This window comes from Rhizobium sp. LEGMi-198b (assembly GCF_054114205.1).
The window spans coordinates 1,340,544-1,364,283 of the sequence record NZ_JBSYVH010000001.1 but is presented as its reverse complement, the minus strand read 5'-3'; the positions used below and the strand labels follow the sequence as shown (position 1 = coordinate 1,364,283).

24 protein-coding genes and 1 tRNA gene are annotated in these 23,740 nt (G+C 60.2%); 14 read left to right on the top strand and 11 right to left on the bottom strand.

Features of this window, described 5'->3' with window-relative positions; translation table 11 throughout:
- The first annotated feature begins 50 nt into the window (after positions 1-50).
- The 4 genes from ACXHXG_RS06690 to ACXHXG_RS06675 all read left to right on the top strand — a co-directional run bounded on the left by ACXHXG_RS06690 (position 51) and on the right by ACXHXG_RS06675 (position 3,704).
- Positions 51-127: transfer RNA gene (locus tag ACXHXG_RS06690), tRNA-Met, on the top strand.
- Positions 128-633: 506 nt separating this feature from the next.
- Entirely contained in the window at positions 634-1,395 is a 762-nt protein-coding gene (locus ACXHXG_RS06685) for an SDR family oxidoreductase (protein ID WP_457898796.1), read from the top strand.
- A gap of 246 nt (positions 1,396-1,641) precedes the next feature.
- Positions 1,642-2,052: a CBS domain-containing protein gene (locus ACXHXG_RS06680; protein ID WP_457898795.1), complete on the top strand. Its 411-nt coding sequence runs from the start codon at positions 1,642-1,644 to the stop codon at positions 2,050-2,052.
- 161 nt (positions 2,053-2,213) lie between these two features.
- Positions 2,214-3,704 carry a cyclic nucleotide-binding domain-containing protein gene (locus ACXHXG_RS06675; RefSeq protein WP_457898794.1) on the top strand — a complete coding sequence of 497 codons (1,491 nt, stop codon included), beginning with the start codon at positions 2,214-2,216 and terminating at the stop codon, positions 3,702-3,704.
- A 120-nt stretch (positions 3,705-3,824) separates the two neighbouring features.
- Here ACXHXG_RS06675 and ACXHXG_RS06670 read toward each other — a convergent pair whose 3' ends face one another.
- Complete coding sequence (locus ACXHXG_RS06670; RefSeq protein ID WP_457898793.1) at positions 3,825-4,388, bottom strand: DUF2934 domain-containing protein; 564 nt, start codon at positions 4,386-4,388, stop codon at positions 3,825-3,827.
- A 34-nt stretch (positions 4,389-4,422) separates the two neighbouring features.
- Between ACXHXG_RS06670 and ACXHXG_RS06665 the strand changes: the two genes are divergently transcribed.
- The 4 genes from ACXHXG_RS06665 (at position 4,423) to ACXHXG_RS06650 (ending at position 7,788) form a co-directional block, all read left to right on the top strand.
- Positions 4,423-5,280: a sugar phosphate isomerase/epimerase family protein gene (locus ACXHXG_RS06665; protein WP_457898792.1), complete on the top strand. Its 858-nt coding sequence runs from the start codon at positions 4,423-4,425 to the stop codon at positions 5,278-5,280.
- 401 nt (positions 5,281-5,681) lie between these two features.
- The gene (locus ACXHXG_RS06660) at positions 5,682-6,467 is read left to right on the top strand and encodes an EAL domain-containing protein (RefSeq protein ID WP_104824937.1); all 786 of its coding nucleotides are present in this window, start codon (positions 5,682-5,684) and stop codon (positions 6,465-6,467) included.
- Positions 6,460-7,197 (top strand): helix-turn-helix domain-containing protein, encoded by a 738-nt coding sequence (locus tag ACXHXG_RS06655; RefSeq protein ID WP_457898791.1) that lies wholly within the window; start codon positions 6,460-6,462, stop codon positions 7,195-7,197. The genes ACXHXG_RS06660 and ACXHXG_RS06655 overlap by 8 nt, the downstream gene beginning before the upstream one ends.
- Before the next feature lie 90 nt (positions 7,198-7,287).
- The gene (locus ACXHXG_RS06650; RefSeq protein WP_457898790.1) at positions 7,288-7,788 is read left to right on the top strand and encodes a Ros/MucR family transcriptional regulator; all 501 of its coding nucleotides are present in this window, start codon (positions 7,288-7,290) and stop codon (positions 7,786-7,788) included.
- A gap of 81 nt (positions 7,789-7,869) precedes the next feature.
- Here ACXHXG_RS06650 and ACXHXG_RS06645 read toward each other — a convergent pair whose 3' ends face one another.
- Positions 7,870-9,471, bottom strand: coding sequence for an inorganic phosphate transporter (locus tag ACXHXG_RS06645; protein ID WP_457898789.1), 1,602 nt, complete (start codon positions 9,469-9,471; stop codon positions 7,870-7,872).
- 254 nt (positions 9,472-9,725) lie between these two features.
- On the opposite strand from ACXHXG_RS06645, the gene ACXHXG_RS06640 reads away from it, so the two are divergent.
- Positions 9,726-10,034, top strand: a complete 309-nt coding sequence (locus tag ACXHXG_RS06640; protein ID WP_104824939.1) for a GCG_CRPN prefix-to-repeats domain-containing protein — start codon at positions 9,726-9,728, stop codon at positions 10,032-10,034.
- Positions 10,035-10,176: 142 nt separating this feature from the next.
- Here the strand turns inward: ACXHXG_RS06640 and ACXHXG_RS06635 are convergent, their stop codons facing one another.
- From ACXHXG_RS06635 to ACXHXG_RS06625, 3 genes are read right to left on the bottom strand one after another with little or no spacing between them, the layout of a single operon-like run.
- On the bottom strand, positions 10,177-10,845 hold the full coding sequence (locus ACXHXG_RS06635) for a hypothetical protein (RefSeq protein ID WP_457898788.1): 669 nt from the start codon (positions 10,843-10,845) through the stop codon (positions 10,177-10,179).
- Between the two features lies 1 nt (position 10,846).
- Positions 10,847-11,587: a CbtA family protein gene (locus tag ACXHXG_RS06630; RefSeq protein ID WP_457898787.1), complete on the bottom strand. Its 741-nt coding sequence runs from the start codon at positions 11,585-11,587 to the stop codon at positions 10,847-10,849.
- Positions 11,588-11,599: 12 nt separating this feature from the next.
- The gene (locus ACXHXG_RS06625; protein WP_283048454.1) at positions 11,600-11,809 is read right to left on the bottom strand and encodes a CbtB domain-containing protein; all 210 of its coding nucleotides are present in this window, start codon (positions 11,807-11,809) and stop codon (positions 11,600-11,602) included.
- Between the two features lie 238 nt (positions 11,810-12,047).
- Here ACXHXG_RS06625 and ACXHXG_RS06620 point away from each other — a divergent pair, with 238 nt between their 5' ends.
- Positions 12,048-12,614 (top strand): histidine phosphatase family protein, encoded by a 567-nt coding sequence (locus tag ACXHXG_RS06620; RefSeq protein WP_104821571.1) that lies wholly within the window; start codon positions 12,048-12,050, stop codon positions 12,612-12,614.
- Between the two features lie 3 nt (positions 12,615-12,617).
- Here ACXHXG_RS06620 and ACXHXG_RS06615 read toward each other — a convergent pair whose 3' ends face one another.
- The 6 genes from ACXHXG_RS06615 to ACXHXG_RS06590 form a co-directional block, all read right to left on the bottom strand.
- On the bottom strand, positions 12,618-13,397 hold the full coding sequence (locus ACXHXG_RS06615) for an SURF1 family protein (RefSeq protein WP_457898786.1): 780 nt from the start codon (positions 13,395-13,397) through the stop codon (positions 12,618-12,620).
- 172 nt (positions 13,398-13,569) lie between these two features.
- Positions 13,570-13,995: a cytochrome o ubiquinol oxidase subunit IV gene (gene cyoD, locus ACXHXG_RS06610; RefSeq protein ID WP_104821572.1), complete on the bottom strand. Its 426-nt coding sequence runs from the start codon at positions 13,993-13,995 to the stop codon at positions 13,570-13,572.
- Entirely contained in the window at positions 13,992-14,621 is a 630-nt protein-coding gene (gene cyoC / locus ACXHXG_RS06605; protein ID WP_104821573.1) for a cytochrome o ubiquinol oxidase subunit III, read from the bottom strand. The genes cyoD and cyoC overlap by 4 nt, the downstream gene beginning before the upstream one ends.
- A gap of 5 nt (positions 14,622-14,626) precedes the next feature.
- The gene (cyoB, locus tag ACXHXG_RS06600) at positions 14,627-16,630 is read right to left on the bottom strand and encodes a cytochrome o ubiquinol oxidase subunit I (RefSeq protein ID WP_104821574.1); all 2,004 of its coding nucleotides are present in this window, start codon (positions 16,628-16,630) and stop codon (positions 14,627-14,629) included.
- Positions 16,631-16,677: 47 nt separating this feature from the next.
- A complete protein-coding gene (cyoA, locus tag ACXHXG_RS06595; protein ID WP_104821575.1) occupies positions 16,678-17,814 on the bottom strand; it encodes a ubiquinol oxidase subunit II in 1,137 nt (378 codons plus the stop codon).
- Positions 17,815-17,864: 50 nt separating this feature from the next.
- Entirely contained in the window at positions 17,865-18,152 is a 288-nt protein-coding gene (locus ACXHXG_RS06590) for a hypothetical protein (protein WP_158704411.1), read from the bottom strand.
- A 57-nt stretch (positions 18,153-18,209) separates the two neighbouring features.
- On the opposite strand from ACXHXG_RS06590, the gene ACXHXG_RS06585 reads away from it, so the two are divergent.
- From ACXHXG_RS06585 to ACXHXG_RS06570, 4 genes are all read left to right on the top strand, one after another.
- The gene (locus ACXHXG_RS06585; protein ID WP_104821576.1) at positions 18,210-19,547 is read left to right on the top strand and encodes an MFS transporter; all 1,338 of its coding nucleotides are present in this window, start codon (positions 18,210-18,212) and stop codon (positions 19,545-19,547) included.
- Positions 19,548-19,782: 235 nt separating this feature from the next.
- Complete coding sequence (locus ACXHXG_RS06580) at positions 19,783-20,799, top strand: iron ABC transporter substrate-binding protein (RefSeq protein WP_283048467.1); 1,017 nt, start codon at positions 19,783-19,785, stop codon at positions 20,797-20,799.
- Between the two features lie 186 nt (positions 20,800-20,985).
- Positions 20,986-22,587, top strand: a complete 1,602-nt coding sequence (locus ACXHXG_RS06575) for an ABC transporter permease (protein WP_104821578.1) — start codon at positions 20,986-20,988, stop codon at positions 22,585-22,587.
- Positions 22,584-23,645, top strand: coding sequence for an ABC transporter ATP-binding protein (locus ACXHXG_RS06570; protein WP_457898785.1), 1,062 nt, complete (start codon positions 22,584-22,586; stop codon positions 23,643-23,645). Before ACXHXG_RS06575 ends, ACXHXG_RS06570 begins: the two co-directional genes overlap by 4 nt.
- Positions 23,646-23,740: the final 95 nt, after the last annotated feature.

Here is a 23,740-nt window from a genome sequence, read left to right as displayed (position 1 = left end):
CAACGGTTCGCTCGAGGTGCGATAAACCGCAAAGCGGTTTACGCTGGTAACGCGGGGTGGAGCAGCCCGGTAGCTCGTCAGGCTCATAACCTGAAGGCCGCAGGTTCAAATCCTGCCCCCGCAACCAAGCCTTCCCAAACAACATTCCAATATCAATACCCCAAAGCATTCCGCTTCGCTGGCGATACCGCCGCAGCCGACGGACCATAACCGGAAAGCCCAAGCTTCAAAGCCTCCCACCGATACAAAATACACCAGAGCCCCCCATCGCGCGGGCTTTCGTGTATTTGCTAACCGCTCGACGACCTAACGCCTGCTCAGGCAACGAGGCACAGCGCGGCGGCCACGGCGCAACAACTGCCTTGAATCCGAGCATTCAGGGTGAAGCATAAGTGTCGCCGCCGGCTATCTGCACGCACGGCGAACCCAGCCAGTGCCCGAAGTCGCAGACCAGGGCGCGCTTCCACCAGGATTTCCATCCGCCCGATGTATCCGACCTGTACTTTGGCATCGTGTGGCCAATGCTTCCGTTCGATAGGCTCGCGCGCCGAGCTGGCGCATTCTCCCCGGCATTGGTCGTGACCGACCGCAAGAGCAACGCGATTTTAAAAACCGCAAATCGGGAGACTGGACATGAAAATCCTTATTATTGGCGGCACGGGCCTCATCGGTTCAAAGACGGCGGAGAGGCTGCGCAAGAAGGGTCATGAAGTGATCGCCGCCTCCCCGAATACGGGGGTTAACACCATTACCGGCGAAGGATTGGCCCAGGCCGTCGCTGGAGCGCAGGTCGTGCTTGACCTGGCAAATTCGCCATCCTTCGAGGACAAGGCCGTTCTGGAGTTTTTCGAAACCTCCGGCCGAAACCTGCTTGCCGCAGAAGCGGCCGCCGGCGTTAAGCATCATATCGCGCTCTCGGTCGTCGGGACCGAGCGCCTGCCGCGCAGCGGCTATTTGCGCGCCAAGATGGCCCAGGAGAATCTGATCAGGAGTTCCGGGATACCCTATACCATCGTTCACTCGACGCAGTTCTTCGAGTTCCTGGCCGGCATCGCTCAGTCGGCAACCGTCGGTGAGACCGTGCACCTGCCGGCCGTCAATTTTCAGCCGATCGCGTCGGACGACGTCGCTGATGTCATGGCGGACGTGGCGCTTGCGCCGCCGGCGAACGGCATCGTTTACATCGCCGGGCCGGAGAGGGGGCGCTTCACCGACATTGTCGCGCGGTTCCTGAAAGCGGCCAATGATCCGCGCAAGGTCGTTGCGGATCCGCACGCACTCTATTTCGGCACGGAGTTGGATGACCGCTCGCTCGTCCCGGAGGAAGGCGACAACCCGCGCTTGGGCGCCATCGGCTTCGACCAGTGGTTCAGCCAATCTGCTCGCAAGAGCTGACAATCGATCATCACGGCGTCAGTGAAAATGCCAGCAAAACAATGCGTGCTCGCCCGCTCGCGCATTCGCACAGTGGCTGACGCTGTGGGTCCCCATGACTTGCTGGGGTTGTGAATGGGGCGCCGCGTCGCGCCGCCACCTCGATCGGGCTCTTCGGTCTCGGGGATAGCCGAAACCTCGAATGAAATACTTGTCGCCCCTCGGACACCTCAGGAGGCCATGATGCGGATCGAACGACTAAACACAATGACATCGGCTCGCCTGATGGTGATCGATGTCAACGCCACGCTGGAAACCGCCGCCCTCTCGCTTTCCAATCCCGGGATAGGATTGGCTGTCGTGAGCGGCGAAAATGGCAAGGCAACCGGCGTGCTCAGCAAGTCCGACCTTATTCGCCACCTTATGGACCGAGAACCGGACGCTTCGGTGGTGACACTCATGAGTCGGAATATCGTTTCCTGCGATCCCGATGACGAGCTCCTGGCCGCCTGGCAGATCATGGTGGCGCAGCGTCTGCAAAACATGCCGGTACTCGGCGCGGATTCGAAGCCTCTCGGCGTTCTCGATATTCGCGATGCGATGAAGGTGCTGTTTGAGCAAGAGCAGCTACAGGAGCATATGCTCGCAGATTACATAACGGGATTGGGCTACCGGTAGCCGATGGCGGCCTGAGATTGCCTAACCGGCCCGATGTTCAAACATTGCCGACATTAGCCGTCGTCGCATCCCATCGCGCCTGGGATTGAGACGGTTCCTTCGCATTTGCCCGAGCCGTCCGGCTCGCAGGAAGCTTTTCCACGCGCGCCGAGATGATCATCATGCTGCAGCTATATCTTGAAGGACTCGCGAGGGCTTCACTTGCATGGCTGATCACTCTCGAGCTGGCCGGGATCGTCGTGTGGCATTTGATCCCGCGCTGGCGCGTGAACCTCCGGCTTGTCGTTGAGATTGGCTTCTTTGCCGCGATGACCGCCGTTCTTATCGGCAGCGACATCTCGCCTATCCGGTTTCAAGGCTACGGCCTGGAAGACGCGCATGCTTTTGCCGTCATCATGGCGAAATTGCTGTGGTGGCTTCATCTCGCATGGGCGATCATCGGTTTCGTGCGCATCTACCTGGTTCTCGAAGGCAAGCCACACGAGGAGCACCTTCTCCAGGATATCGTGGTCGGGCTGGTCTATCTTTGCGTCACCTTGTCGGCGCTGGCCTTCGTGCTTGGCATTCCGATCGGAACGCTGGTCGCCACATCAGGCGTGATTGCTATCGTCCTCGGTCTGGCACTGCAAAACACCCTCGGGGATGTCTTCTCCGGCATCGCTCTTACTCTCGGGCGGAGCTATTCCCTGGGCGATTGGATTCTGCTCGCGGACGGGACGGAGGGGCGTGTCATTGCCAGCACCTGGCGGTCGACACAGGTTCTGACCGGAGCAAACAACGTCGTCGCTCTGCCCAACAGCGTCCTTGCCAAACTCGGACTGACGAACATCAGCCAGCCCGATGAAACGCATCTTCTCAAAATGACGGTGCGGGTGGCGCCGACGCGGATGCCCTCCATCGTCGAGGACGTCATGCAGTCGGTCTTGGCCGGTTGTAATTCGATCGTCAGGGAACCGCCCCCACAGGTGGCGCTGAAGAATTTGGACGCTGTCGCCCTGGAAATCGAGCTGCAGTTCTGGGTCAGGAATCCATCGCTGCGCACGAAAGCCCGAAATGAAGTGATGGATCTGTTTTATCGCCACTGCAAATCCGCCGGATTGCTGTTGGCGATGCCACCATCGGCTATCGCACTTATGAACGAACCGCCCAGCGAAGAGAGCGCCAAGCCGCCTGAAATAACGCCGCTTGCCCTCATTGAGGCGATCCCCATTTTCTTTGGTCTGACGATGTCCGAGAAGGAACTTCTGGCCCGATCATGCACGGTCCGTGAATATCAGAAGAACGACGTCATTGTTCATCAGGGACAAATGTTGGCCTCGATGATGATCGTTCGCGCAGGGATCGTCGCAATGCGCTATGGCGAGCAGGAACAGAGACGGCTTTCGCCCGGGGATTTCTTCGGCGAGAGCGGCTTGCTTGCGGGGATGGGCGAAGTCTGCACACTGCAGGCGCTCACGCGCGTCACCGTCTATGAAATCGATCAACAGAGCTTTGCGCCGCTGCTCGACGCGCGCCCGGCCATGGCGGAGGAAATAGCCGCAAGACTCTCCGCCCGAGCCGATCATGTGCGCCATCTGCCTCTCTCCAAAACCGGACAGGAGCGCAGTGCGCGCGCCCTCCTGAAGGCAATGCGGACGATCTTCGGCAGCTAACGCTTATCAAGCGTACCGCCATCAGTGACAGCCTGTGCGAACCAAACCTCATTGGAGCCACCGACATGCTCGGCAGCTTCCCATGCGACGGCTTGGCTGTTGCCTCGGAGATACCGAGCCTTATCTCGTGCCAGTCAATTTCGAGAATGGTTGAGGTTCTGGTGCTTTACCGAGGATGGGCTTTTTTCCCCTGAACTTGATGAGAATGTCTTCGCCGTCCACGGAAGCCCGCGTGCGCTCAAGATCTTCCCGCTCGGCAACAGCCTGATTCCAATGTTCCTGATCGCGGCCGTGCGGACGGCCCGCTTCTTCCCACAGAGAATATGCACGTCTTTTGATCCACTCATGTCCCTGTTCAGTCGGCATTATGCTCTCCTCCACATCAATGATTGTTTTTTGGAAATTTTTGTCTCGATGCATGCCGTGCCGGCGGACGCCAATGCTTTGGTGGGAATTTTCGCGCCCCTCGATCACGCACAGAAAACCATCATCTGAAGGGAATGTTCCCGGCCTTTGATAAGAATCATGGACGCCGTGGATCGGCGCATTTGAAAGGGGTGGCTGAGCTCCCTTTTGGAAGCCATGACAACCATGGCCCTTGACGCTCAAAGGATGCTTCACAATTATCCGTTTAGTTACTAGCGTCGCGCTTGGTTCGAGAGACATCGCGTTGGCGAGCGTCACCTATTCATATTCCAGGAACCAAGCGGAGGATGCGATGGTTACCGCCATTGACGTCAAAGCCCCTCTGATATCGCTGGCATTTTCGACACTGGGCTGCGCAGAACTGGAATTGGATGAGGCCCTGGCTCTGGCCGCACGTCATGGCCTCGATGCGATCGAAATTCGTGCTCTCGGCGGTATGATCGATCTGCCGGCCTATTTTGCCGAGCGGTTCGGCACTCCGGCAGGCCTTGTCCATGCGCTCGAGCGAGCCCCTGTGGCCGTTTGTGCGCTTAACACGTCGATGCGCCTCGTCGGCGCTACGCCGCAAGCGAAGGAAGAGTTCCTGCGTTATCTTCCCTGGGCCGAGGCGGCCGGCATAAAAGCGTTGCGCATTTTCGATGGCGGCAGCACCGGTGATGCCGGCGAACTTTCCGAGGCGCTGTCGACGCTCGAATGGTGGCGCGAGACGGCAAGGCGCGAGGGTTTTGCATCGGATATCATGGTGGAGACACACGATTTTCTCGTTTATCCGGATGCGCTCGGCCGCTTTCTGGAAGCGGCACCCGATTGCGCCCTGCTCTGGGACACGCATCATACCTGGCGCAAAGGCGGACAAGATCCCGCGGAGACCTGGAAGCAAGTCCGTCGCAATACCAGGCACCTGCATGTGAAGGACAGCATCTCGAAGCCGAGCGGGAAGCTGCCATATACTTACACGCCCCCCGCCGCCGGCGAGTTTCCGATGGCGGCGCTGCTCTCTGCATTGGCCGCCGATCGCTATGACGGCGTCATGAGCCTCGAGTGGGAGCGGCTGTGGCATGCAGATCTCCCGCCGCTCGACCACGCCCTGCGGGAGGCAAGGCAAGCGAACTGGTGGCCGCAGTCCGACGCAGACGCTACCGAACAGTAAATCCGTTCAGCACTTTGATTGAACCCGCGCCGGGAAAAACTTGGGCGCCTGAGCCACCCCTCAATATAGCGGCCCTTTGGCTCGCGGCGGAAGATTGTCGCCGCCCGCTTCGGCAGTAATTGAATTAGTAACTAGAAAAACTCGTATCAATTGAATGTTCGATGACACTAGTTTACATATTAGTAATATAGTGATTCTAAGTCAGTTGTCGCCCTGATGCGACATTTCTGCTTGGGGAAGGAAAATTCTAGTTACCTTGAGCTAAAGGGTCCGGGAGATGGAAAAGGCGGCTTTTAGGCACCAGAAATCCCATGCTCCCCCCTTCTTTGCGTCTTTTTCAGACGTTCCCTTTTCTTTCCGAATTTCTGTTCGCTGCCCATCTTGCAGCCTTTGGAGGCTTGATGAGCGGTAGAGGAAACCGGATTGACAAGGGGCATAGCGCCCTGATTTTAAAGGCAATCGCCAAGGGCGGCTTGAGCTTTGTCGTACAACCGATCCATGACGCCCAAGACATTGAAGCGATCCTCTATGCCGAATGCCTGGCGCGTGTAACGGATGCCGAGGGTGTCGTTCACACCGCAGGCGCCTTCGTGCCGCAGTTGGAGCGACTGGAAGGTCGCTTCGACCTCGATCTCCGCATGCTGGAGTTGGTTCTGTCTGCCTTGACGGCGGATGCGGCACTGACACTCGGCTGCAATCTATCCGCAGCCACTTTGTCCGCGCCGGATCGATTTGCCGATATCTTCAATCGAATCAGCCGCCAGCCCGAGCTCACGTCCCGGCTTGTCGTTGAAGTTACCGAGACCTATCCGCTCGTCGGCGCGCCCGTCGAGCGGTTGAAGATGATACGTGCACTCGGTTGCCGCATTGCGATCGATGATTTCGGCACCGGCTATGCGACCCCCTCGCACCTGCTGCAGGTTACGGCCGATATCGTCAAAATCGATGCGTCCTTCATCCGCGATATCAGGCCCGGCCGGGATGGCCATGATAGCCTGTATCACTTGGTCGGTTTTGCATCCTGTCTGGCGCCCCTGGTTGTTGTCGAGGGGATAGAAACCGAGGCGCAATTGGAGGCGGCACGCTCAACCGGCGGGACGCATGCGCAGGGCTTCCTTCTGTCCAGGCCCATGGCGCTTCAGCAGCTTCCACAAATGCGTAAATTCGGCCTACGGGAGGTTGGATGAATATTCCGCGCCTTGTCTCGCGAAGCTGCTCGGCAAAACGAACCTGGGGCCAGGAGTCCATCGGCGGGACGCGCGGCTTGATCGCGGAGGTGACGGCATGATCAAACATCCTTCCTTCGCTCGGGACCATGATTTCTCGGCCGCACAGGATGTGCAGGCGCAAGCTCGGCTTAGTCTGCTATTCCAGGAGTTGCAGGGCCTGTTCCCCGGTGCTTCGTACATCGGTAGCGACTTGCCGTTCGCTCTTGTGGGCGGAGACGAGCCGCACATCATTATTCACAACATCTCGGGAAATGCCTCCGGACGGGTCACGATCGATCCCGAAAACGGCCTTTATGTCTTTTGTGAACTCGACAGCGCCACCGGCATCGTACTGGCGACGGCAAGCGAAGAGCGGCTGATCGATGAGATCGTCGCACACCTCTCCGCCAGCGACGACAACCTTGTGCCGCGCACCGTGAACACCGCCGTCGGCGTTCTCGTCGGCCAGACCGTGGAGGATGTTGAGCGAAAACTCATCCTTCAGACACTGCGTCATTGCAACGGCAATCCAACCTATGCCGCCTTCATGCTCGGCATTCCCCTCATCCTCCTGTGTACCAAGCTGGCCACTTACTTTGCAGATCCTGCAAAGGACTTTGCAGATCCTGCAAAGGATTTTGCGGGTCCTGCAGAGGACCTTACAGATGCGGCTGGCCATGCAGAGCCCGTGAAGAAAGACCGGCAATGAGCAGGCGTCCTCATCAAGAAATGCCAAGGGTGCCGCAACCAAAACCTGTGGAGTTTGAAACCGATGCAAGATTCACGAATGGCTTTGTACATGAAGCAGTCACGCGAGGCGGCCGACGCCAGGCCACACGAGATTCGGGAAACGATGATGGACGCTTTCAATAACAGAAGAGACCTGCCCCAGTCGCAAACGCATGTTCTGTTTGACGGCTGTGTGAAGATTGTTTCGGCCTATGTCAGCCACAACCCTGTTCTTGCCGGGAGCCTTCCGAAGCTGATCGCGGATGTGCATGAAGCGCTGCAGGCTTTGAATGGATCCGCATCTCCGATGGAGTCAGCCAAACCTGTTCCGGCCGTCGATCTCAAGAAATCGGTGACGAACGACTACATCATTTGCCTCGAGGACGGGAAACGCTTCAAGACGCTCAAGCGGCACCTGCGCGTTCATTACGGCATGACGCCCGAGGAATATCGCGCAAAATGGGGTCTTGCTCCCAACTATCCGATGGTCGCCCAGAATTATGCGAATCGCCGTTCGGAACTCGCCAAGCTCTCCGGCCTCGGCGCCAACGGCAACAAGCCGCAAGAATAATGGCGCCTCAAGGGCGCCATCATCTCTTGACGATATTTTTGCCTGCTGAGCCGCCGCAGCTCGATAGCTCGGCGGCACCGGTCAAAAGACCTGGCGGAGCACGATGAACAGCACGAAGGCAAGCGCGATCGAGGCGGGCAGCGTCAGAATCCAGGCCATCAGCATGTTGCGGACGGTGGACCACTGCAGACCGGAACCATTGGCGGCCATCGTGCCGGCGACGCCGGAGGACAGGACGTGCGTGGTCGAAACCGGCAGGCCGAGATGGTCGGCCGCGCCGATCGTCAGCATGGCGACGACTTCGGCGGCGCCGCCCTGGCCATAGGTCAGGTGCGTCTTGCCGATCTTTTCGCCAACGGTGACGACGATACGCTTCCAGCCGACCATGGTGCCGAGGCCGAGTGCCAGCGCCACCGCAACCTTCACCCAGAGCGGAATGAACTTGGTCGCGTGATCGACCGCGGCGTGATAGTTGGTCACGGCCTTCAGATCATCCGGGCTCATCTGCAGCAGCTTCTGCTTGTCTATGAGCTTCAACGATTCACCGATCAGGTAGATGTCGTTACGAACGTTGCCGACGAGGCCGTTCGGCAGTTTTTCGACGCTCGGATAGGCGGCGATTTCAGCGCTGGTGGCGTGGATATAGGCCTGCAGTGCTGGCGTCGTTTCGTCCGTCCAGGTCTTGCTCTTCACGGCAACGCTGACGGCAGCCTTCGGGTCTGCAGGCGTGGCGACGCCGGCCTTCACATACTTGCCGAGTACCGTCTCGACCTGCGCCGAGGCTGCCTTGTAGGCATCGAGGTAATTGACATCGGGCGTCTTGTTCAGCGCGAAAGCGGTCGGCACCAGGCCGATAAGGATGAGCATGATCAGACCCATGCCCTTCTGGCCATCGTTCGAACCATGGGCGAAGCTGACGCCGGTGCAGGTGAAGATCAGCAGGCCGCGGATCCACAGCGGCGGTGGCGTATTGCCCTTCGGCGCTTCATAAAGCTCCTTGTTGCGGATCAGAACTTTGGAGACCAGCAACAACACAGCGGCTAGGCAGAAGCCGATGATCGGCGACAGCAGCAGCGACAGGCCGACATTGCTTGCCTGCGACCAGTCGACACCGCTCGTGGCGGAACCGGCCGGCGCCAGGAACTGATTGGCAAGACCGACGCCGATGATGGAGCCGACGAGCGTGTGCGAGCTCGAAGCCGGCAGGCCGAGATACCAGGTGCCGAGGTTCCATACGATGGCGGCGGTCAACAGGGCGAAGACCATGGCAAGGCCGGAGCCCGAGCCGACCTGCAGGATCAGTTCGACGGGCAACAGCGCCAGAATGCCGAACGCGACGGCACCGGAAGAGGTCAGCACGCCGAGGAAATTAAAGAATCCCGACCAGATAACCGCAAATTCGGCCGGCAGCGAACGGGTGTAGATGACGGTAGCGACCGCATTGGCCGTATCGTGGAAACCGTTGACGAATTCGAAGCCGAGCGCGATCAGCAACGCCAATCCGAGCAGGATCCACGGAACCGCCGCCGCATTGGCAAGATCGTTGCCAAGGGCATAGCCAACGTAAGCAAGGCCGCCGAGTACGACGATGCCGAAGAGCGGCAGGAACCATTTGGCGGAACCGCCTGCGCCGTGAACAGGGTGGTCACCACCCTCCGAATTGCTTGAAACGACGTCGACCATCTCAAACTCCCTATCGCAAATAAGGTCTTCATTTAAGCGCGGTTGATGACGCTCTCGTGACGCGTACTCGTGGTGTCGATACTGAACTTCTTGTTGCGAACGTCTCTCCTAAGGCGGCAGTGGGCGACACGCGCATTGCAACTCCACGTTCAACGTCTTGATTTTGCCGCGAAAAGGCCTTTTTCGGTTCACCCGGGGTTCAGCCAGCGGGGATTTAAATCCGCTTGTAAGGGACTTGAATGGAGATCATCACGATGAGATTGCCCGTGATTGCCGTTGCTGCCGTACTCGGCAGCCTTGTCGTATCTTCGGCAGAAGCAATGCCTATCGCCGCTGTTGGGACCGTGGCTAAAGCGCCGGTCGTCAACGTTGATTATGCCTGCGGCCGTGGCTGGCATTTGACGCCGCGCGGCGTATGCCGGCCGAACCGCTATGGGCCGCCGCGCGGTTATGGCTGGGGATATTACAGGGCGCCACCGCCGCGTTGGGGCTGGTATGGCCATCGTCCTTATTATCGTGACGGATGGGACGGTGGTTGGCGAGGCCGGCCGCGTGATTGGTAAAATAAGACACACCGCCGTCCGGTGACGGCGGGTGTCGTCTACTAGAGCGGGAAAGCGATTCATGGAATCGCTTTCCCGCTCTATCTCTTTGTTTTTACGCATTCCGGACGGAAAACCGTTTCGCACTTTTCCTGGAATTGCTCTAATCGGCAATGGCCGGTTTCGTCCGCAGGAGCCGCGCGGTCCACCACAGCGCGGCCACTGCCGTCATCAGCGCCAGCATCGTCGCGGCGAGGCTTTTGACGTGCAGAAAGATGCCGGCGAGCCGTGGCCGGATCAAGTCGGCGGTGTTGAAGCCTTCGTTGCTGAATTGGCAGAGAATAAGCGACAGATTGTTGCGTACCAGCGCGCCGTCGATCTCCGAGACGAGGTCGCCGGCGGCAGCCATTTCGTCCTTCATCGTCCGCATCTGCAGCAGCGCCATCTTGGCGGCGGCGAGATAGGCATGCGAGCATTCGTTAAAAGGACTGTCTTCATCGCCAACGCTTCCCGGCATGACGCCCCAAAGGCAATAGGCACGCTGGATCTGTGCGAAGTTCAGCACGCGACGGAAGGACTCGTCGGTATCGGACGCCGATGAGGCAAGCGCGATGATGCGCCCGTAGTAAGGAGCGATCACGGCCATTTCGCCATGGGTCAAGCTTGGTATCGGAATGCCCGCACGAGTTCCGGACGAGCTGCCGCTATGCGCCTTCGCCTCCAGCGGCAAGCCGAGTGCGCAGATCAGATAAAAGACCGAAAACAGAATGGCTGGTCGCCGCCAGTATATCCCCCGCAAAAAGTCATGCGGGGGACATGTCAGGCTTGCCATTTCAGGCCCGGCGCATGGATGTGCGACCGTAGCGAACCTGCGGCAGGTCACGTTCGGCCCATGCCCCGAAGGCGAGGCCGAGTGTCGCCCACAGGATCGCGTGCATGCCGAGCGACGCGATGCGGAAGCGCCAGAGCACGACGGCGGAGAACTGCTCCGGCACTTCGTTGATCGTCGGCAGGAGGTATTGAACCAGGCCGATGAACACGATGTAGGCGATGCCGGCGAAAATCACGCCGTTCCATGAACCGTAGCGCGTCGCCAGACCGCGGGCGAGGGACACTGCGGCAACCATGGCGACGACGGAGGCAACGATCATCACGAAGAACAGCTCGGTCCTCGCGCCGATAGTGTCCGGATTGCCGACCGCCGGCGGATTGGCCGGATATTTGATGTCGGGAACCAGGGAGATGGCGATGAAGGCGGCGATTGCCAGCAGCGCGGCAGTGCCGCGGGCGCCAAAGGGGCTGACACGGCCATAGACATAGGCGAAGACCAGGGCAAAGAGCCCGCCGACTGCCGTTGCATAGACCAGGGCACCTGTGAAGAGGCCGAGGCCTGCCTGGGTGGCGCGGCTGACGATCTCCGGTTCCGGGGCTTCGCCTGCCGCCTGGGCAGCCTGCTCTTCAAACGCGATCGCCCGCTCGACGAGCGGCTCGCCGAAAGTATGGGCGAAGGCAAAAATGAGAACACCCGCCAGCACTCCGACCAGCATGCCGCGGAGCAAAAGACGTCCAACCATGTTCCAGACCCCTTAGTGGCAGGGGAACCCGAGCAGGTGGCGCGCGTCGTGCACGAATTCGTGCACATAGGAGCCCGACATCAGTGCGGTCGCACCTTGCTCGGTGCCGATGAAATAGATCGCCAGCATGAGGAGAAGACCGGCGAAAATCGCCCAAGGCATGATTTCGCCAACCGGGATCGGCGTCGGGATTGCGGTCGATGCGAAGGTGGTATCAGCCATTTTATTTCCCTTTAAGAAGAGCGCGTTCCATTTACGGAAGGGTTTTTTACGGGAAGGGTCTGGCTCTCTAGGGGCGGTATCCGCCCTTCGATTACAGTGGCGCGACCGCGCCGGGATTTCACCGGCTTCCACACCCGTAAGACTAAGCTTATAGCTGGCTGCAAAGACGATTGTCAATCAAGGCGTTGCCGTGATCGAAAGTCGCGGCAGCGGACCCGGTCTGAGGATATAGGATATTATGAGAGCGCGTTTGAGCTGGGTCTGCCACGGAATGACCGAAGCCAACCGGAAGAACCGGTTTCCGGTAGATGAGCCGCTGGAGGCAAAGGCCACTCAACAGGCCGGCCTGCTTGCCGCGCAGCTTGGAACGGTCGACCGCGCGTGGACGAGCCCGGCTCTACGGGCCGGCCAGACGGCTGTGGCTATGGGACTTGACGCTGCAACGGAACCATCTTTCCGCGAGTGCGACTATGGGCGCTGGCAAGGCCGGTCGATCACCGAGTTACACGAAGCCGATGCGGAAGCGCTGTCGCGGTGGATGCTGGATTTGGATGCGGCGCCGCATGGTGGCGAACCCTTATCCGCCGTCCTCGCCCGCGTCGGCGATTGGATGAAGAGCCACACCGGCGAGGGCGGTCACAGCGTCGTCGTCACGCATGCGACCGTCATCCGTGCCGCTATTCTCCATGTGTTGCAAGCGCCGCCTACCGCGTTCTGGACGATCGATGTGGAATCGCTCGGCATCGTGGAGATGACCAGCGACGGCCGCCGCTGGCAGCTTCGTTTTCCGAATGCCGTAAGATAGTGGTTAGCGGCTCGCCTTCGCTCGCTGCCGCTCAAAATAGATAAGATAGGCGGCAAGGCCTGATGTCATTACGGCAAGCCCGTACCATGTGATGGCGTAGACGAGATGATTGTTGGGGAAGACGATCTGCGTCAGGCCACCGACAGGCAGATCGCCCGGATTTTTCGTATCGTCCGCATCGATGAAATAGGGCGCGACGTTTTGAAGGCCCCGCGCGGCGGCGATCGCCGTAACGTCGCGGGAATACCAGCGCTCTTCCGATGGCACGTTGGAGCGCAGCAGCGTGCCCCTCGGCTCGTTGATCCTGAGCAGGCCGGTGACGGTCGTCTCGCCGGTCAGTTCGCCGGCGGGGCGGGTGTCCGGATTGCGCTTGTCGGTCGGCACGAAACCGCGATTGACGATGATAATCGTGCCGTCAGCCGCTTTCATCGGCGTTAGCACCCAATAACCGGGGCCGAGCGCGGTCGAGGCATAGACCTGCGCTTCCTTATCGTTGAGGAAGGTGCCGGTCGCCTGAACATGCTTGTACTCGTAGCCGGCGGCGTCGATCGCGGACCATTCCGCCGGGCCGGGGGCGGCCACGGGCGGCGCATGCACCCGGGCATCGACGCGGGCGATCAGATCCAGCTTCCAGGACAGCCGCTTCACCTGCCATGTGCCGAGCGCAATGAGCGCTGCGGTCAATAGCAGAAGCAGGATTACCCAGATGGCAAGCGCGAGCGTGGAGCGGGGCTTTTTGGAAAGAGTGTCGGTGGGGGTATCGGTCAAGGCGCTGAACTCCATCGGAGGCGCTGTCGCATGATTCCGAAAAGTGCGAGGCGGCGTTCGGATAAGATCATGCATCATCTAAAAAATACTGCTGCTCGTCCCATCGGATGCTCGAAGCAGTAGCCCAGCGGAAATCTTACGCTGGAAAAGCGGCGGGCATCCGTGGGGACACCCGCCGTCCGGTTTGTTACGGCATATTGCGCATCATGTCGGGCGACATGGGCATCATGTTGGAATTGAGGTGGTGCATGACCCAGAGCGAGCCGGAAAGCGCGATGACCACCAGCACGATGGTGAAGATCAGCGCCATCATGTTCCAGCCGCCTTCCGACTTGGTGTTCAAGTGCAGGAAATAGATCATGTGCACGATGATCTGGATGGCGCCGAGGATCATGATCAACACCGCCGTGACGGCCGGATCGGAGAAGACCTTGGCCATGACCAGCCAGAAGGGGATGGCAGTCAGGATGACGGAGAGGATGAACCCCGTCACGTAGCTCTTGAACGTGCCGTGGCCGGCCTCATGGCCGCCATGGCCGTGACCGTGACCGTGACCATGGCCGTGAGCGTGGGCGTCGGCGGAATGATGCGAAGAATTGGCGTTCGAGCTCATCCGAGAACTCCCATGAGGTAGACGAAGGAAAACACGCCGATCCAGACGACATCGAGGAAGTGCCAGAACATCGACAGGCACATCAGACGGCGCTTGTTAGCGGGAATGAGCCCGTGCCGGCTTGTCTGCACCATCAGCGTGATCAGCCAGACGAGGCCGCTCGTGACGTGCAGGCCGTGCGTGCCGACCAGCGTGAAGAAGGCCGACAGGAAGGCGCTGCGCTGCGGGCCGGCGCCTTCCAGGATCAGGTGATAGAATTCGTTCAGTTCGAAATAGATGAAGGCGGCGCCGAACAGGCCGGTGATCGCCAGCCACAACAGCGTCGCCGACTTGTTGTCCTTCTCCATGGTCAGCATGGCGAAGCCATAGGTGATGGAGGAGAGCAGCAGCATCGTCGTGTTGAGGGCGACGACCGGCAGCTCGAACAGGTCGGCCGGCGACGGACCGGCCGCATAGCTGCGGCCGAGCACGGCATAGGTGGCAAAGAGCACCGCGAAGATCAGGCAGTCGCTCATGATGTAGAGCCAGAAGCCGAGCATCGTGCTGCCTTCCGGATGATGCTCCTCCGTCAGGTAGAAGGCGGTAGCTTCGCCATCCTTGGAAGCGGGTACGGTATGGGTCGTCATGGGTCTTATACCTGTCCTGCGAGCGCCTTCGTGCGCTCGGCCTCAGTCTTCACGACCTCGTCGGCGGGAATGTAGAAGTCGCGCTTATAGTTGAAGGTATGGCCTATCGTAATGGCGATCATGGCGACGAAGGTAATGGCGGCGAGCCACCAGATGTACCAGATCATGCCGAATGCGAAGGCGATGGAGAGAACGCCGAGGATGACGCCCGTGCCCGTGTTCTTCGGCATGTGGATCGGGATGAAACCCTCCGTCGGACGCTTATAGCCGCGATTCTTCATGTCCCACCAGGCGTCGTGATCATAGACGATCGGCGTGAAGGCGAAGTTGTAGGCCGGTGGCGGCGACGAGGTGGACCATTCCAGCGTACGGCCGTTCCAGGGGTCGCCGGTGTGATCGCGAAGCTCTTCGCGCTTCATGAAGCTGACGGCGAGCTGGATGAGGAAGCAGGCGATGCCGATGGCGATCAATCCGGCGCCGAAGGCTGCGATGATGAACCAGATCTGCAGCGACGGATCGTCGAACTGGTTGACGCGGCGGGTAACACCCATCAGACCGAGGATATAGAGCGGCATGAAGGCGAACCAGAAGCCGATCTGCCAGAACCAGAAGCTCATCTTGCCCCAGAAAGGATCGAGCTTGAAGCCGAAGGCCTTCGGGAACCAGTAGTTGACACCCGCAAACATGCCGAAGAGCACGCCGCCGATAATCACATTATGGAAGTGGGCGATCAGGAACAGCGAGTTGTGCAGCACGAAGTCGGCCGGCGGAACCGCGAGCATGACGCCGGTCATGCCGCCGATGGTGAAGGTCACCATGAAGCCGACGGTCCACAGCATCGGCACTTCGTAGCGGATGCGGCCGTGGTACATCGTGAACAGCCAGTTGAACAGCTTCGCACCCGTCGGGATCGAGATGATCATCGTCGTGATGCCGAAGAAGGAGTTGACGCTGGCGCCCGAGCCCATCGTGAAGAAGTGGTGCAGCCAGACGAGGTAGGAGAGGATCATGATCACGCAGGTGGCGTAGACCATCGAGGCGTAGCCGAACAGGCGCTTGCCGCAGAAGGTGGCGACGACTTCCGAGAAGACGCCGAAGGCCGGCAGCACCAGAATGTAGACTTCCGGGTGGCCCCAGATCCAGATGAGGTTGACATACATCATCGGATTGCCGCCGAGGTCATTGGTGAAGAAGTTCGTGCCGGCGTAGCGATCGAGCGTCAGCAATGCGAGCGTGGCGGTCAGGATCGGGAAGCTCGCGACGATCAGGATGTTGGTGCAGAGCGAGGTCCAGGTGAAGACCGGCATTTTCATGAAGGTCATGCCCGGAGCGCGCATCTTGACGATGGTCGCGATCAGGTTGATGCCCGAAAGCGTCGTTCCGATACCCGCGACCTGCAGGCCCCAGATGTAATAATCGACGCCGACGTCGGGACTATAGGCGATGCCGGAAAGCGGCGGATAGGCCAGCCAGCCGGTCTTGGCGAATTCGCCGATGAAGAGCGAGATCATGATGATGATCGCGCCGGCCGTCGTCATCCAGAACGAGAAGTTGTTGAGGAAGGGGAAGGAGACGTCGCGTGCGCCGATCTGCAGTGGCACGACGAGGTTCATTAGGCCGGTGACGAAGGGCATCGCCACGAAGAAGATCATGATGACGCCATGGGCGGTGAAGATCTGGTCGTAGTGGTGCGGCGGCAGATAGCCATCGGAACCGTTGAAGGCGATCGCCTGTTGCAGGCGCATCAGCAATGCGTCGGAGAAGCCGCGCAGCAGCATGATGAGTGCCAGCACGACGTACATGATACCGATCTTCTTGTGATCGATGCTGGTGAACCATTCCTTCCAGAGATAGCCCCAAAGACGGAAATAAGTCAGCAGGCCGAGAAGGGCGATACCGCCGAGGGCAACGCCGATGAAGGTCACGACGAGGATAGGCTCGTGATAGGGAATCGAATCGAGCGTCAGCCGACCGAAGATGAATTTATAGAGGTCCGGGTTGGAAAACATGGATCGCCTCTGTCCCTTATGAATGTCTTGTTATTGAGCGCACCGGATCAGTGACCCTGATGCTGCGCCGAACCGGTCGACGAATCGGAAGAAGAGCCGTTGCCCATATCCATGCCCTGCATGGAGCCCATGCCCTGCATCGAGTTGTCGCCTTGCTGCATGGTATGGCCAGCGCTGCCGTCAGCCTTGACCGGCGTCACTTCGCCTGCATCCGCACCGCGGTTGTCGTAGATCAGGCGCTCGCGGTTTTCCTGGCTGTCCTTGCCGGCGCCGCCCTTGGCGTCGATATGCATCATCTCGCCCATGCACATTTTGCTGGGATCGGCGCACATATTGAGGATGGCGTCGTATAGGCCGTCGTCGACCGAATTGTAGTAACGCACCGGCTCTCTTTCACTCGGCTTGGCGAGCGTCAGATATTCCGGGCGGCCGAGGGTCGAGCCCTGGCTCTTGACCTTCTGGACCCATTGGTCGAAGTCGGCCTGGCTCAGACCATGGAACTTGAAGCGCATATGCGAGAAGCCGGCGCCGCTGTAGTTGGCGGACAGGCCCTGATATTCGCCCGGCTTGTTGATGACGGCATGCAGCTTCGTTTCCATGCCAGGCATGGCGTAGATCTGGCCGGCGAGCGCGGGAATGAAGAACGAGTTCATCACCGAGGAGGCCGTGATCTTGAAGTTGATGGGCGCATCCACCGGCGCGGCCATTTCGTTGACCGTGGCGATGCCGAGATCGGGATAGAAGAACAGCCATTTCCAATCGAGCGCCACGACTTCGACATTCAGCGGTCTTGTCGTGGTGGTCACCGGCTTGCCGGCGGCGACGCGGTCGAGCGGCCGGTAGGGGTCGAGCTGGTGGGTGCTGATCCAGGTCACCGCGCCGAGCGCGATGATGATGGCGAGCGGCGCCGACCAGATGACGAGCTCGAGGCGGGTCGAATGATGCCAGTCCGGATTATAGGGTGCTGTCGTGTTCGACTGGCGATATTTCCAGGCAAAGAACAGGGTTAGGAAAATCACCGGTATGATGATCAACAGCATCAGGACGGTCGAGACGACGATAAGGTCGCGTTGCTGCACGGCGATGTCGCCGGAGGGAGCCATCACCACCATGTTGCAGCCCGAGAGCAGCAAGATGAGCGGTAGGACGGATAAGCGGCTGAAAATCTTCGATAGTCTTGGCACGTCTCAAAGCTCTTTTTGTTATTGACCGTATGGCGACTAAAGGACGGCGGTCATGAACGGTATGAGGTGTTTCGTCGCACCGCAGCAAGCTTGGGTGCAATGCGGTATCGGGGCGCAACTTCCCCTATCGGGAAAATCTTGAGAAATCCAGAAGGTTTTCCAACGCGCAGTTGCTTTGTTGCGGCTAATATACCGAGATCGGCGGATATGGCTACCGGCCGCAGCGCGCCGCCGTGGGATTGTGGCGGCAAAAGACGGAAATTAGGCCAGATCCAATCGCCAATTCGCGAATTATTCCATGCACGATACTTGATAAGTTCGTAAGTTTGATAAAACATCTTACCTCGACGCGATTTCGTGGAGGAATTCGCGTCCGGAGAGGGAGGCTCCCGTATATGGCCAGCGCCACACATGAATCCTTAAATCCAACGTCTTCAGGTTTAGAACGCGATGCACGCAACATGCATGCTCGCGCCACTGTCGACCCCGGCAATATCGCCATCGGCGTGATCATCGGTCGCACGTCCGAGTTTTTCGATTTCTTCGTTTACGCCATCGCATCGGTCCTGGTTTTCCCGAAGCTGATCTTCCCCTTCGCGGATCCCTTGCAGGGCACGCTGCTTTCCTTCCTGGTTTTTTCGCTTGCCTTTATCGCCCGCCCGATCGGCTCGTTCATCTTCATGGCGATCGACCGCACCTACGGCCGCGGCGTCAAGCTGACGGTCGCGCTGTTCCTGCTCGGTGGCTCCACGGCGTCAATGAGCTTCCTGCCCGGCTATAGCGAAGTCGGCGTCTATGCGATCATCCTGCTCGCGGCCCTGCGCATCGGCCAGGGTCTAGCGCTCGGCGGCGCCTGGGATGGCCTGGCGTCGCTGCTCGCGCTCAACGCGCCCGCCGATCGCCGCGGCTGGTATGCGATGATCCCGCAGCTCGGCGCGCCGACCGGCTTCATGCTGGCGAGCGCTCTTTTCGCCTATTTCGTAACGAGTCTTTCGACGTTCGATTTCTTGGAGTACGGCTGGCGCTATCCCTTCTTCTGCGCCTTCATGGTCAACGTCGTGGCTCTCTTCGCCCGGCTCCGCCTGGTCGCCACACCGGAATTCGGCGCGTTGCTGGAGCGCCATGAACTCGAACCGGTCAAGATGACGGAGCTTCTGCGCGTGCATGGCCGCGACGTGCTGATCGGCGCTTTCGTGCCGCTGGCAAGCTTCGCGACCTTCCATCTGGTCACGGTGTTTCCGCTTGGTTGGGTGACGCTCTACAGCGCGCAATCCCCCGGTTCGTTCCTGCTGGTGGAATTCCTCGGTGCGATCTGCGGTATCGCCGCAATCGTCTGTTCCGGCCTGCTCGCCGACCGTATCGGCCGCCGCAACCAGCTTGCCCTTGGCGCTGTGTTGATCGCGGCCTTTGCTTTCGTCGCACCCTGGTTGCTCGATGGCGGTGTCACCGGTCGCCATATCTACGTGGTTGTCGGCTTCACGCTGCTCGGCCTCTCCTTCGGCCAGGCCGCTGGCGCCAGCGCCTCACGCTTCAGCCGGAACTATCGCTATAGTGGCTCGGCATTGACCTCGGACCTCTCCTGGCTGATCGGCGCCGGCTTCGCACCCTTCGTCGCGCTCGCCCTCTCCAGCCAGTTCGGCCTAGTCTATACCAGCCTCTACCTGCTCTCGGGCGTCGTCTGCACGCTCGTTGCGATCTTCTTCAGCAAAACGCTCGAGACGCGCGACAACTGATCGAAGCTTTGAAGCATCAAGAAAGCCGCGGTGTGAAAGCGCCGCGGCTTTTTCTTTGATCAGACCTTTATCTCCCGCACTTGGTCGGACCTTGTCAGGGAGCGACCCCCAAATCTTGACTCCCTTTTCAAACTTTTGTGATAAAAAAGAACGTGCGGAAACTTGAAAACGATAGTCAAGAAAAATATAGGCTACCGCACCACCGTCACGGACGGGTTTCAGCGAGAGGATGCCGATGACTTTTTCCTTTACCCATCTCACCAGCGCCTTGGCGCTTGCCGCGGGTCTTGCGCTTGCGCCGCTGACGGCCAACGCCGCCGATTCTGAAGGCATCGTCGTCTATAATGCACAGCACGAGGCGTTGACGCAGGCCTGGGCAGATGGCTTCACCAAGGAAACCGGCATCAAGGTGACGATCCGCAACGGCAGTGACATGCAGTTCGCCAACCAGATCGTCGAGGAAGGCGCCGCATCTCCCGCAGACGTGTTCCTGACCGAAAATTCTCCCGGCATGACGCTGGTCGACGCCAGCAAGCTCTTTGCACCGGTGGATGCCGATACGCTGGCGCAGGTGCCGGAAACCTTCAAGGCGGCTGATGGCGATTGGGTCGGCGTTGCCGCCCGCTCGACGGTTTTCGCCTATGACAAGACCAAGCTGAAAGAGGGCGATCTGCCGAAGTCGCTGCTCGACCTCGCCGATCCCAAGTGGAAGGGCCGTTGGGGTGCCTCGCCGGCCGGCGCCGACTTCCAGGCGATCGTCAGCGCGCTTCTCGAACTGAAGGGCGAGGACGTCACCAAGTCCTGGCTGAAGGCGCTGAAGGAAAACGCAACACCCTACAAGGGCAACAGCGTTGCCATGAAGGCCGTCAATGCCGGCGAGATCGAGGGTGCCGTGATCTATCACTATTACTGGTTCGGCGATCAGGCGAAGACGGGCGAAAACAGCAAGAACGTCGCGCTGCACTATTTCAAGAACCAGGATCCGGGCGCTTTCGTCAGCATCTCCGGCGGCGGCGTCCTCGCCTCCAGCCAGCACAAGAAGGAAGCTCAGGCGTTCCTGAAATGGATCACCGGCAAGGGCGGCCAGGCCGTTCTGCGTGATGGTGATTCCTATGAATATGCCGTGGGCAATGGTGCTCAGTCCAACCCGAAGCTCGTGCCGCTTTCCGAGCTGCAGGCGCCCAAGGTCGAGCCTTCCAAGCTGAACAGCAAGAAGGTCACCGACCTCATGACCGAAGCCGGTTTGATCTAACGCATAACCCCGAAAACTGCGAAGCGGTTTTCGGAAAGGCTTATGCGTCAATGAAGGGTAGCCCCTTGCATCCGGTCCGCATGCCCTGCTAGGGGCATGCGGATGGCCATTCGGCCATTTCGATCCCGGCAATCGCCTTTAGTGGCGATTGCTTTCCTATTTCAGGGCGTGAAAGGCAGCTAAGACTTGCTGCAGAAGAACACATATGCCGCGCCGGCCGCTCAGGCCGCTGCCCTGCGATTACCTCCGTTGACCGCTGCGTCCGGTGGCCGTGTTCCGCACGCTTCCGTCATCGCCCTTGCATCCGTCGTCGCCCTTCTGAGCCTCGTGCCGCTAGGCTTCATTGTCTGGATCACGGTCGACACCGGCTGGAGCGACGCCATTGCGCTCATTTTCCGCAGTCGCGTCGGCGAATTGCTGACCAATACAGTCCTTCTCGAAGTCTGCACCATCCCGCTCTGCATCGCGCTTGCCGTCACGCTCGCCTGGCTGACCGAGCGGACGAATATCCCGGGTTCCCGCATCTGGTCCTGGCTGGCGGTCGCGCCGCTTGCGGTGCCCGCCTTCGTGCACAGCTACGCCTGGGTCAGCCTCTTGCCGGGCATGCGCGGGCTCTGGAGCGGCGTGCTGGTTTCCGTGCTTGCCTATTATCCCTTCCTCTATCTGCCGGTGGCTGCACAGTTGCGCCGCCTCGATCCGGCGATCGAGGATGCCGCGGCCTCGCTCGGCCTCGGCCCCTGGCGGGTCTTCTTCCGGGCGATCCTGCCACAGCTTCGCCTCGCCATCTGCGGCGGCTCGCTGCTGATCGGGCTGCATCTGCTGGCGGAATACGGTCTCTACGTGATGATCCGCTTCGACACTTTTTCGACGGCGATCGTCGACCAGTTCCAGTCCGCCTATAACAGCCCGGCCGCCAACATGCTCGGCGGCGTTCTCGTCTTCTGCTGCCTTCTGCTGCTCGGCATCGAGGTCTTGGTGCGCGGCAATGAGCGGTATGCCCGTGTCGGCTCCGGTGCGGCCCGGCCGGCGGACCGCCGTCGTCTCGGCTGGTTCGTCATCCCGGCCATTGCGCTGCCCTTGGCAGCGGCCGTGCTGACGCTCGGCGTGCCGTTCGTGACGCTGGCGCGCTGGCTCTATCTCGGCGGTGCCGGCATCTGGCGGATGGATACGATCGGCTCAACTTTGCTGCAGACGATCGTGCTTGCCGTTGCAGGCGGTGTGCTGGCCACCATCGCCGCTATCCCCATGGCCTGGCTCTCGGTACGCGCGCCCGGCCGGCTACAGCGCATCCTCGAAGCCTGCCACTATTATGTCGGCTCGCTGCCGGGCGTCGTGGTCGCTTTGGCGCTGGTGTCGATCACCGTGCGGCTGATACTGCCGCTCTATCAGACCTTTGCGACACTGTTGCTCGCCTATGTCCTGCTGTTCCTGCCGCGCGCCATGGTGGGCTTGCGCTCCAGCATCGCCCAGGCGCCGGTCGAGCTCGAACGCGCCGCCATGGCGTTGGGGCGCACGCCGGGCCAAGCCGTGCGGCAGATCACCATGCGCCTCGCCGCTCCCGGTTTCGCGGCGAGCGTGGCGCTTGCGGCTCTCGGCATTACCAACGAATTGACGGCGACGCTGATGCTGTCGCCCAACGGCACGGAGACGCTGGCGACGAAATTCTGGTCGCTCACCAGCGAGATCGATTATGTCTCCGCCGCGCCCTATGCCTTCATGATGGTAGTGCTGTCGCTGCCGCTCACCCTTCTTCTCTATGCGCAATCCAAGCGGACGGCCGGACAATGACCTTTCTGGCGATCAAGAATATCAGCAAGCACTATGGCCCGGTGCACGCGCTTGACAATATCGACCTCACGGTCGCTGCCGGCAGCCGCACCGCCGTCGTCGGCCCTTCCGGTTCCGGCAAGACGACGCTGCTGCGCATCATCGCCGGCTTCGAGACTCCGGATGCCGGCCAGGTGGTGCTGGAAGATCACTTGCTGGCGAATGGGCCAGCCGTCGTGCCTGCCCACCGCCGCGGCATCGGTATCGTTTCGCAAGACGGCGCATTGTTTCCGCATTTGAGCGTGGCGGACAATATCGGCTTCGGCATGGAGCGCGGGCTGGCCGATCGCGCCGAACAGATCAACGCGCTGATCGATATGGTGGAGCTCGATCGCGGCATGCTCGATCGCCGCCCGCACCAGCTCTCCGGCGGCCAGCAGCAGCGCGTGGCGCTTGCCCGTGCGCTCGGCCGCAAGCCCAGGCTGATGTTGCTGGACGAGCCCTTTTCCGCGCTCGATACCGGCCTGCGAGAAAACATGCGCAAGGCCGTTGCCCGCGTGTTGCAGAACGCCGGTATCACCACGATCCTGGTAACGCACGACCAGGCGGAAGCGCTCTCCTTCGCCGATCAGGTGGCCGTGCTGCGCGAGGGTAAATTGGTGCAGGCCGGAACGCCGCAAACGCTCTATCTCAATCCCTGCGACCGCGAGACGGCCACTTTCCTTGGAGACGCCATCCTGCTGCCGGCGGAACTGGGCGATGGCTTTGCCGATTGCGCGCTTGGCCGCATCCCGACCGACGCGAACGGCCGGCGGGGCCGAGCGGAAATCATGCTGCGCCCCGAGCAATTGCGGTTCAATGCGATCGATGGCGAAACTTCCGGTGTCCTATGCGCCGGTGAGGTCATCGACGTCGAATTCGGCGGCGCGGTCTGCACGGTGACGCTTGCCCTCGCCAATGCCGCAGGCGCCGCGCCGCTTACCATCAAAAGCTCCAGCGTGGGCCTGCCGGAGATCGGCAGCACTGTCCATGTCAGCGTGCTCGGCAAGGCGCATGCATTCGATCTGGTCGGCAGATAGCCTCTTTCCGGTTGAACCGACGATGCTGCTGGAGCAGCCGTTGGGGTTGGAACCTTCTCCCCGAGAGGAGAAGGTGAGAGGCACCATCACCGCTT

Bases quoted from the DNA above. Each gene is read 5' to 3' on its own strand.
- ACXHXG_RS06585 (WP_104821576.1), top strand. From the start codon at position 18,210: ATGGCCAGCGCCACACATGAATCCTTAAATCCAACGTCTTCAGGTTTA.
- ACXHXG_RS06625 (WP_283048454.1), bottom strand. From the start codon at position 11,809: ATGGCTGATACCACCTTCGCATCGACCGCAATCCCGACGCCGATCCCG.
- ACXHXG_RS06570 (WP_457898785.1), top strand. From the start codon at position 22,584: ATGACCTTTCTGGCGATCAAGAATATCAGCAAGCACTATGGCCCGGTG.
- cyoD (WP_104821572.1), bottom strand. From the start codon at position 13,995: ATGAGCTCGAACGCCAATTCTTCGCATCATTCCGCCGACGCCCACGCT.
- ACXHXG_RS06640 (WP_104824939.1), top strand. From the start codon at position 9,726: ATGAGATTGCCCGTGATTGCCGTTGCTGCCGTACTCGGCAGCCTTGTC.
- ACXHXG_RS06680 (WP_457898795.1), top strand. From the start codon at position 1,642: ATGACATCGGCTCGCCTGATGGTGATCGATGTCAACGCCACGCTGGAA.
- ACXHXG_RS06580 (WP_283048467.1), top strand. From the start codon at position 19,783: ATGACTTTTTCCTTTACCCATCTCACCAGCGCCTTGGCGCTTGCCGCG.
- cyoB (WP_104821574.1), bottom strand. From the start codon at position 16,630: ATGTTTTCCAACCCGGACCTCTATAAATTCATCTTCGGTCGGCTGACG.
- ACXHXG_RS06665 (WP_457898792.1), top strand. From the start codon at position 4,423: ATGGTTACCGCCATTGACGTCAAAGCCCCTCTGATATCGCTGGCATTT.
- ACXHXG_RS06645 (WP_457898789.1), bottom strand. From the start codon at position 9,471: ATGGTCGACGTCGTTTCAAGCAATTCGGAGGGTGGTGACCACCCTGTT.
- ACXHXG_RS06660 (WP_104824937.1), top strand. From the start codon at position 5,682: ATGAGCGGTAGAGGAAACCGGATTGACAAGGGGCATAGCGCCCTGATT.
- ACXHXG_RS06615 (WP_457898786.1), bottom strand. From the start codon at position 13,397: ATGGAGTTCAGCGCCTTGACCGATACCCCCACCGACACTCTTTCCAAA.
- ACXHXG_RS06685 (WP_457898796.1), top strand. From the start codon at position 634: ATGAAAATCCTTATTATTGGCGGCACGGGCCTCATCGGTTCAAAGACG.
- ACXHXG_RS06650 (WP_457898790.1), top strand. From the start codon at position 7,288: ATGAAGCAGTCACGCGAGGCGGCCGACGCCAGGCCACACGAGATTCGG.
- ACXHXG_RS06620 (WP_104821571.1), top strand. From the start codon at position 12,048: ATGAGAGCGCGTTTGAGCTGGGTCTGCCACGGAATGACCGAAGCCAAC.
- ACXHXG_RS06635 (WP_457898788.1), bottom strand. From the start codon at position 10,845: ATGGCAAGCCTGACATGTCCCCCGCATGACTTTTTGCGGGGGATATAC.
- ACXHXG_RS06675 (WP_457898794.1), top strand. From the start codon at position 2,214: ATGCTGCAGCTATATCTTGAAGGACTCGCGAGGGCTTCACTTGCATGG.
- ACXHXG_RS06590 (WP_158704411.1), bottom strand. From the start codon at position 18,152: ATGTTTTATCAAACTTACGAACTTATCAAGTATCGTGCATGGAATAAT.
- cyoC (WP_104821573.1), bottom strand. From the start codon at position 14,621: ATGACGACCCATACCGTACCCGCTTCCAAGGATGGCGAAGCTACCGCC.
- ACXHXG_RS06630 (WP_457898787.1), bottom strand. From the start codon at position 11,587: ATGGTTGGACGTCTTTTGCTCCGCGGCATGCTGGTCGGAGTGCTGGCG.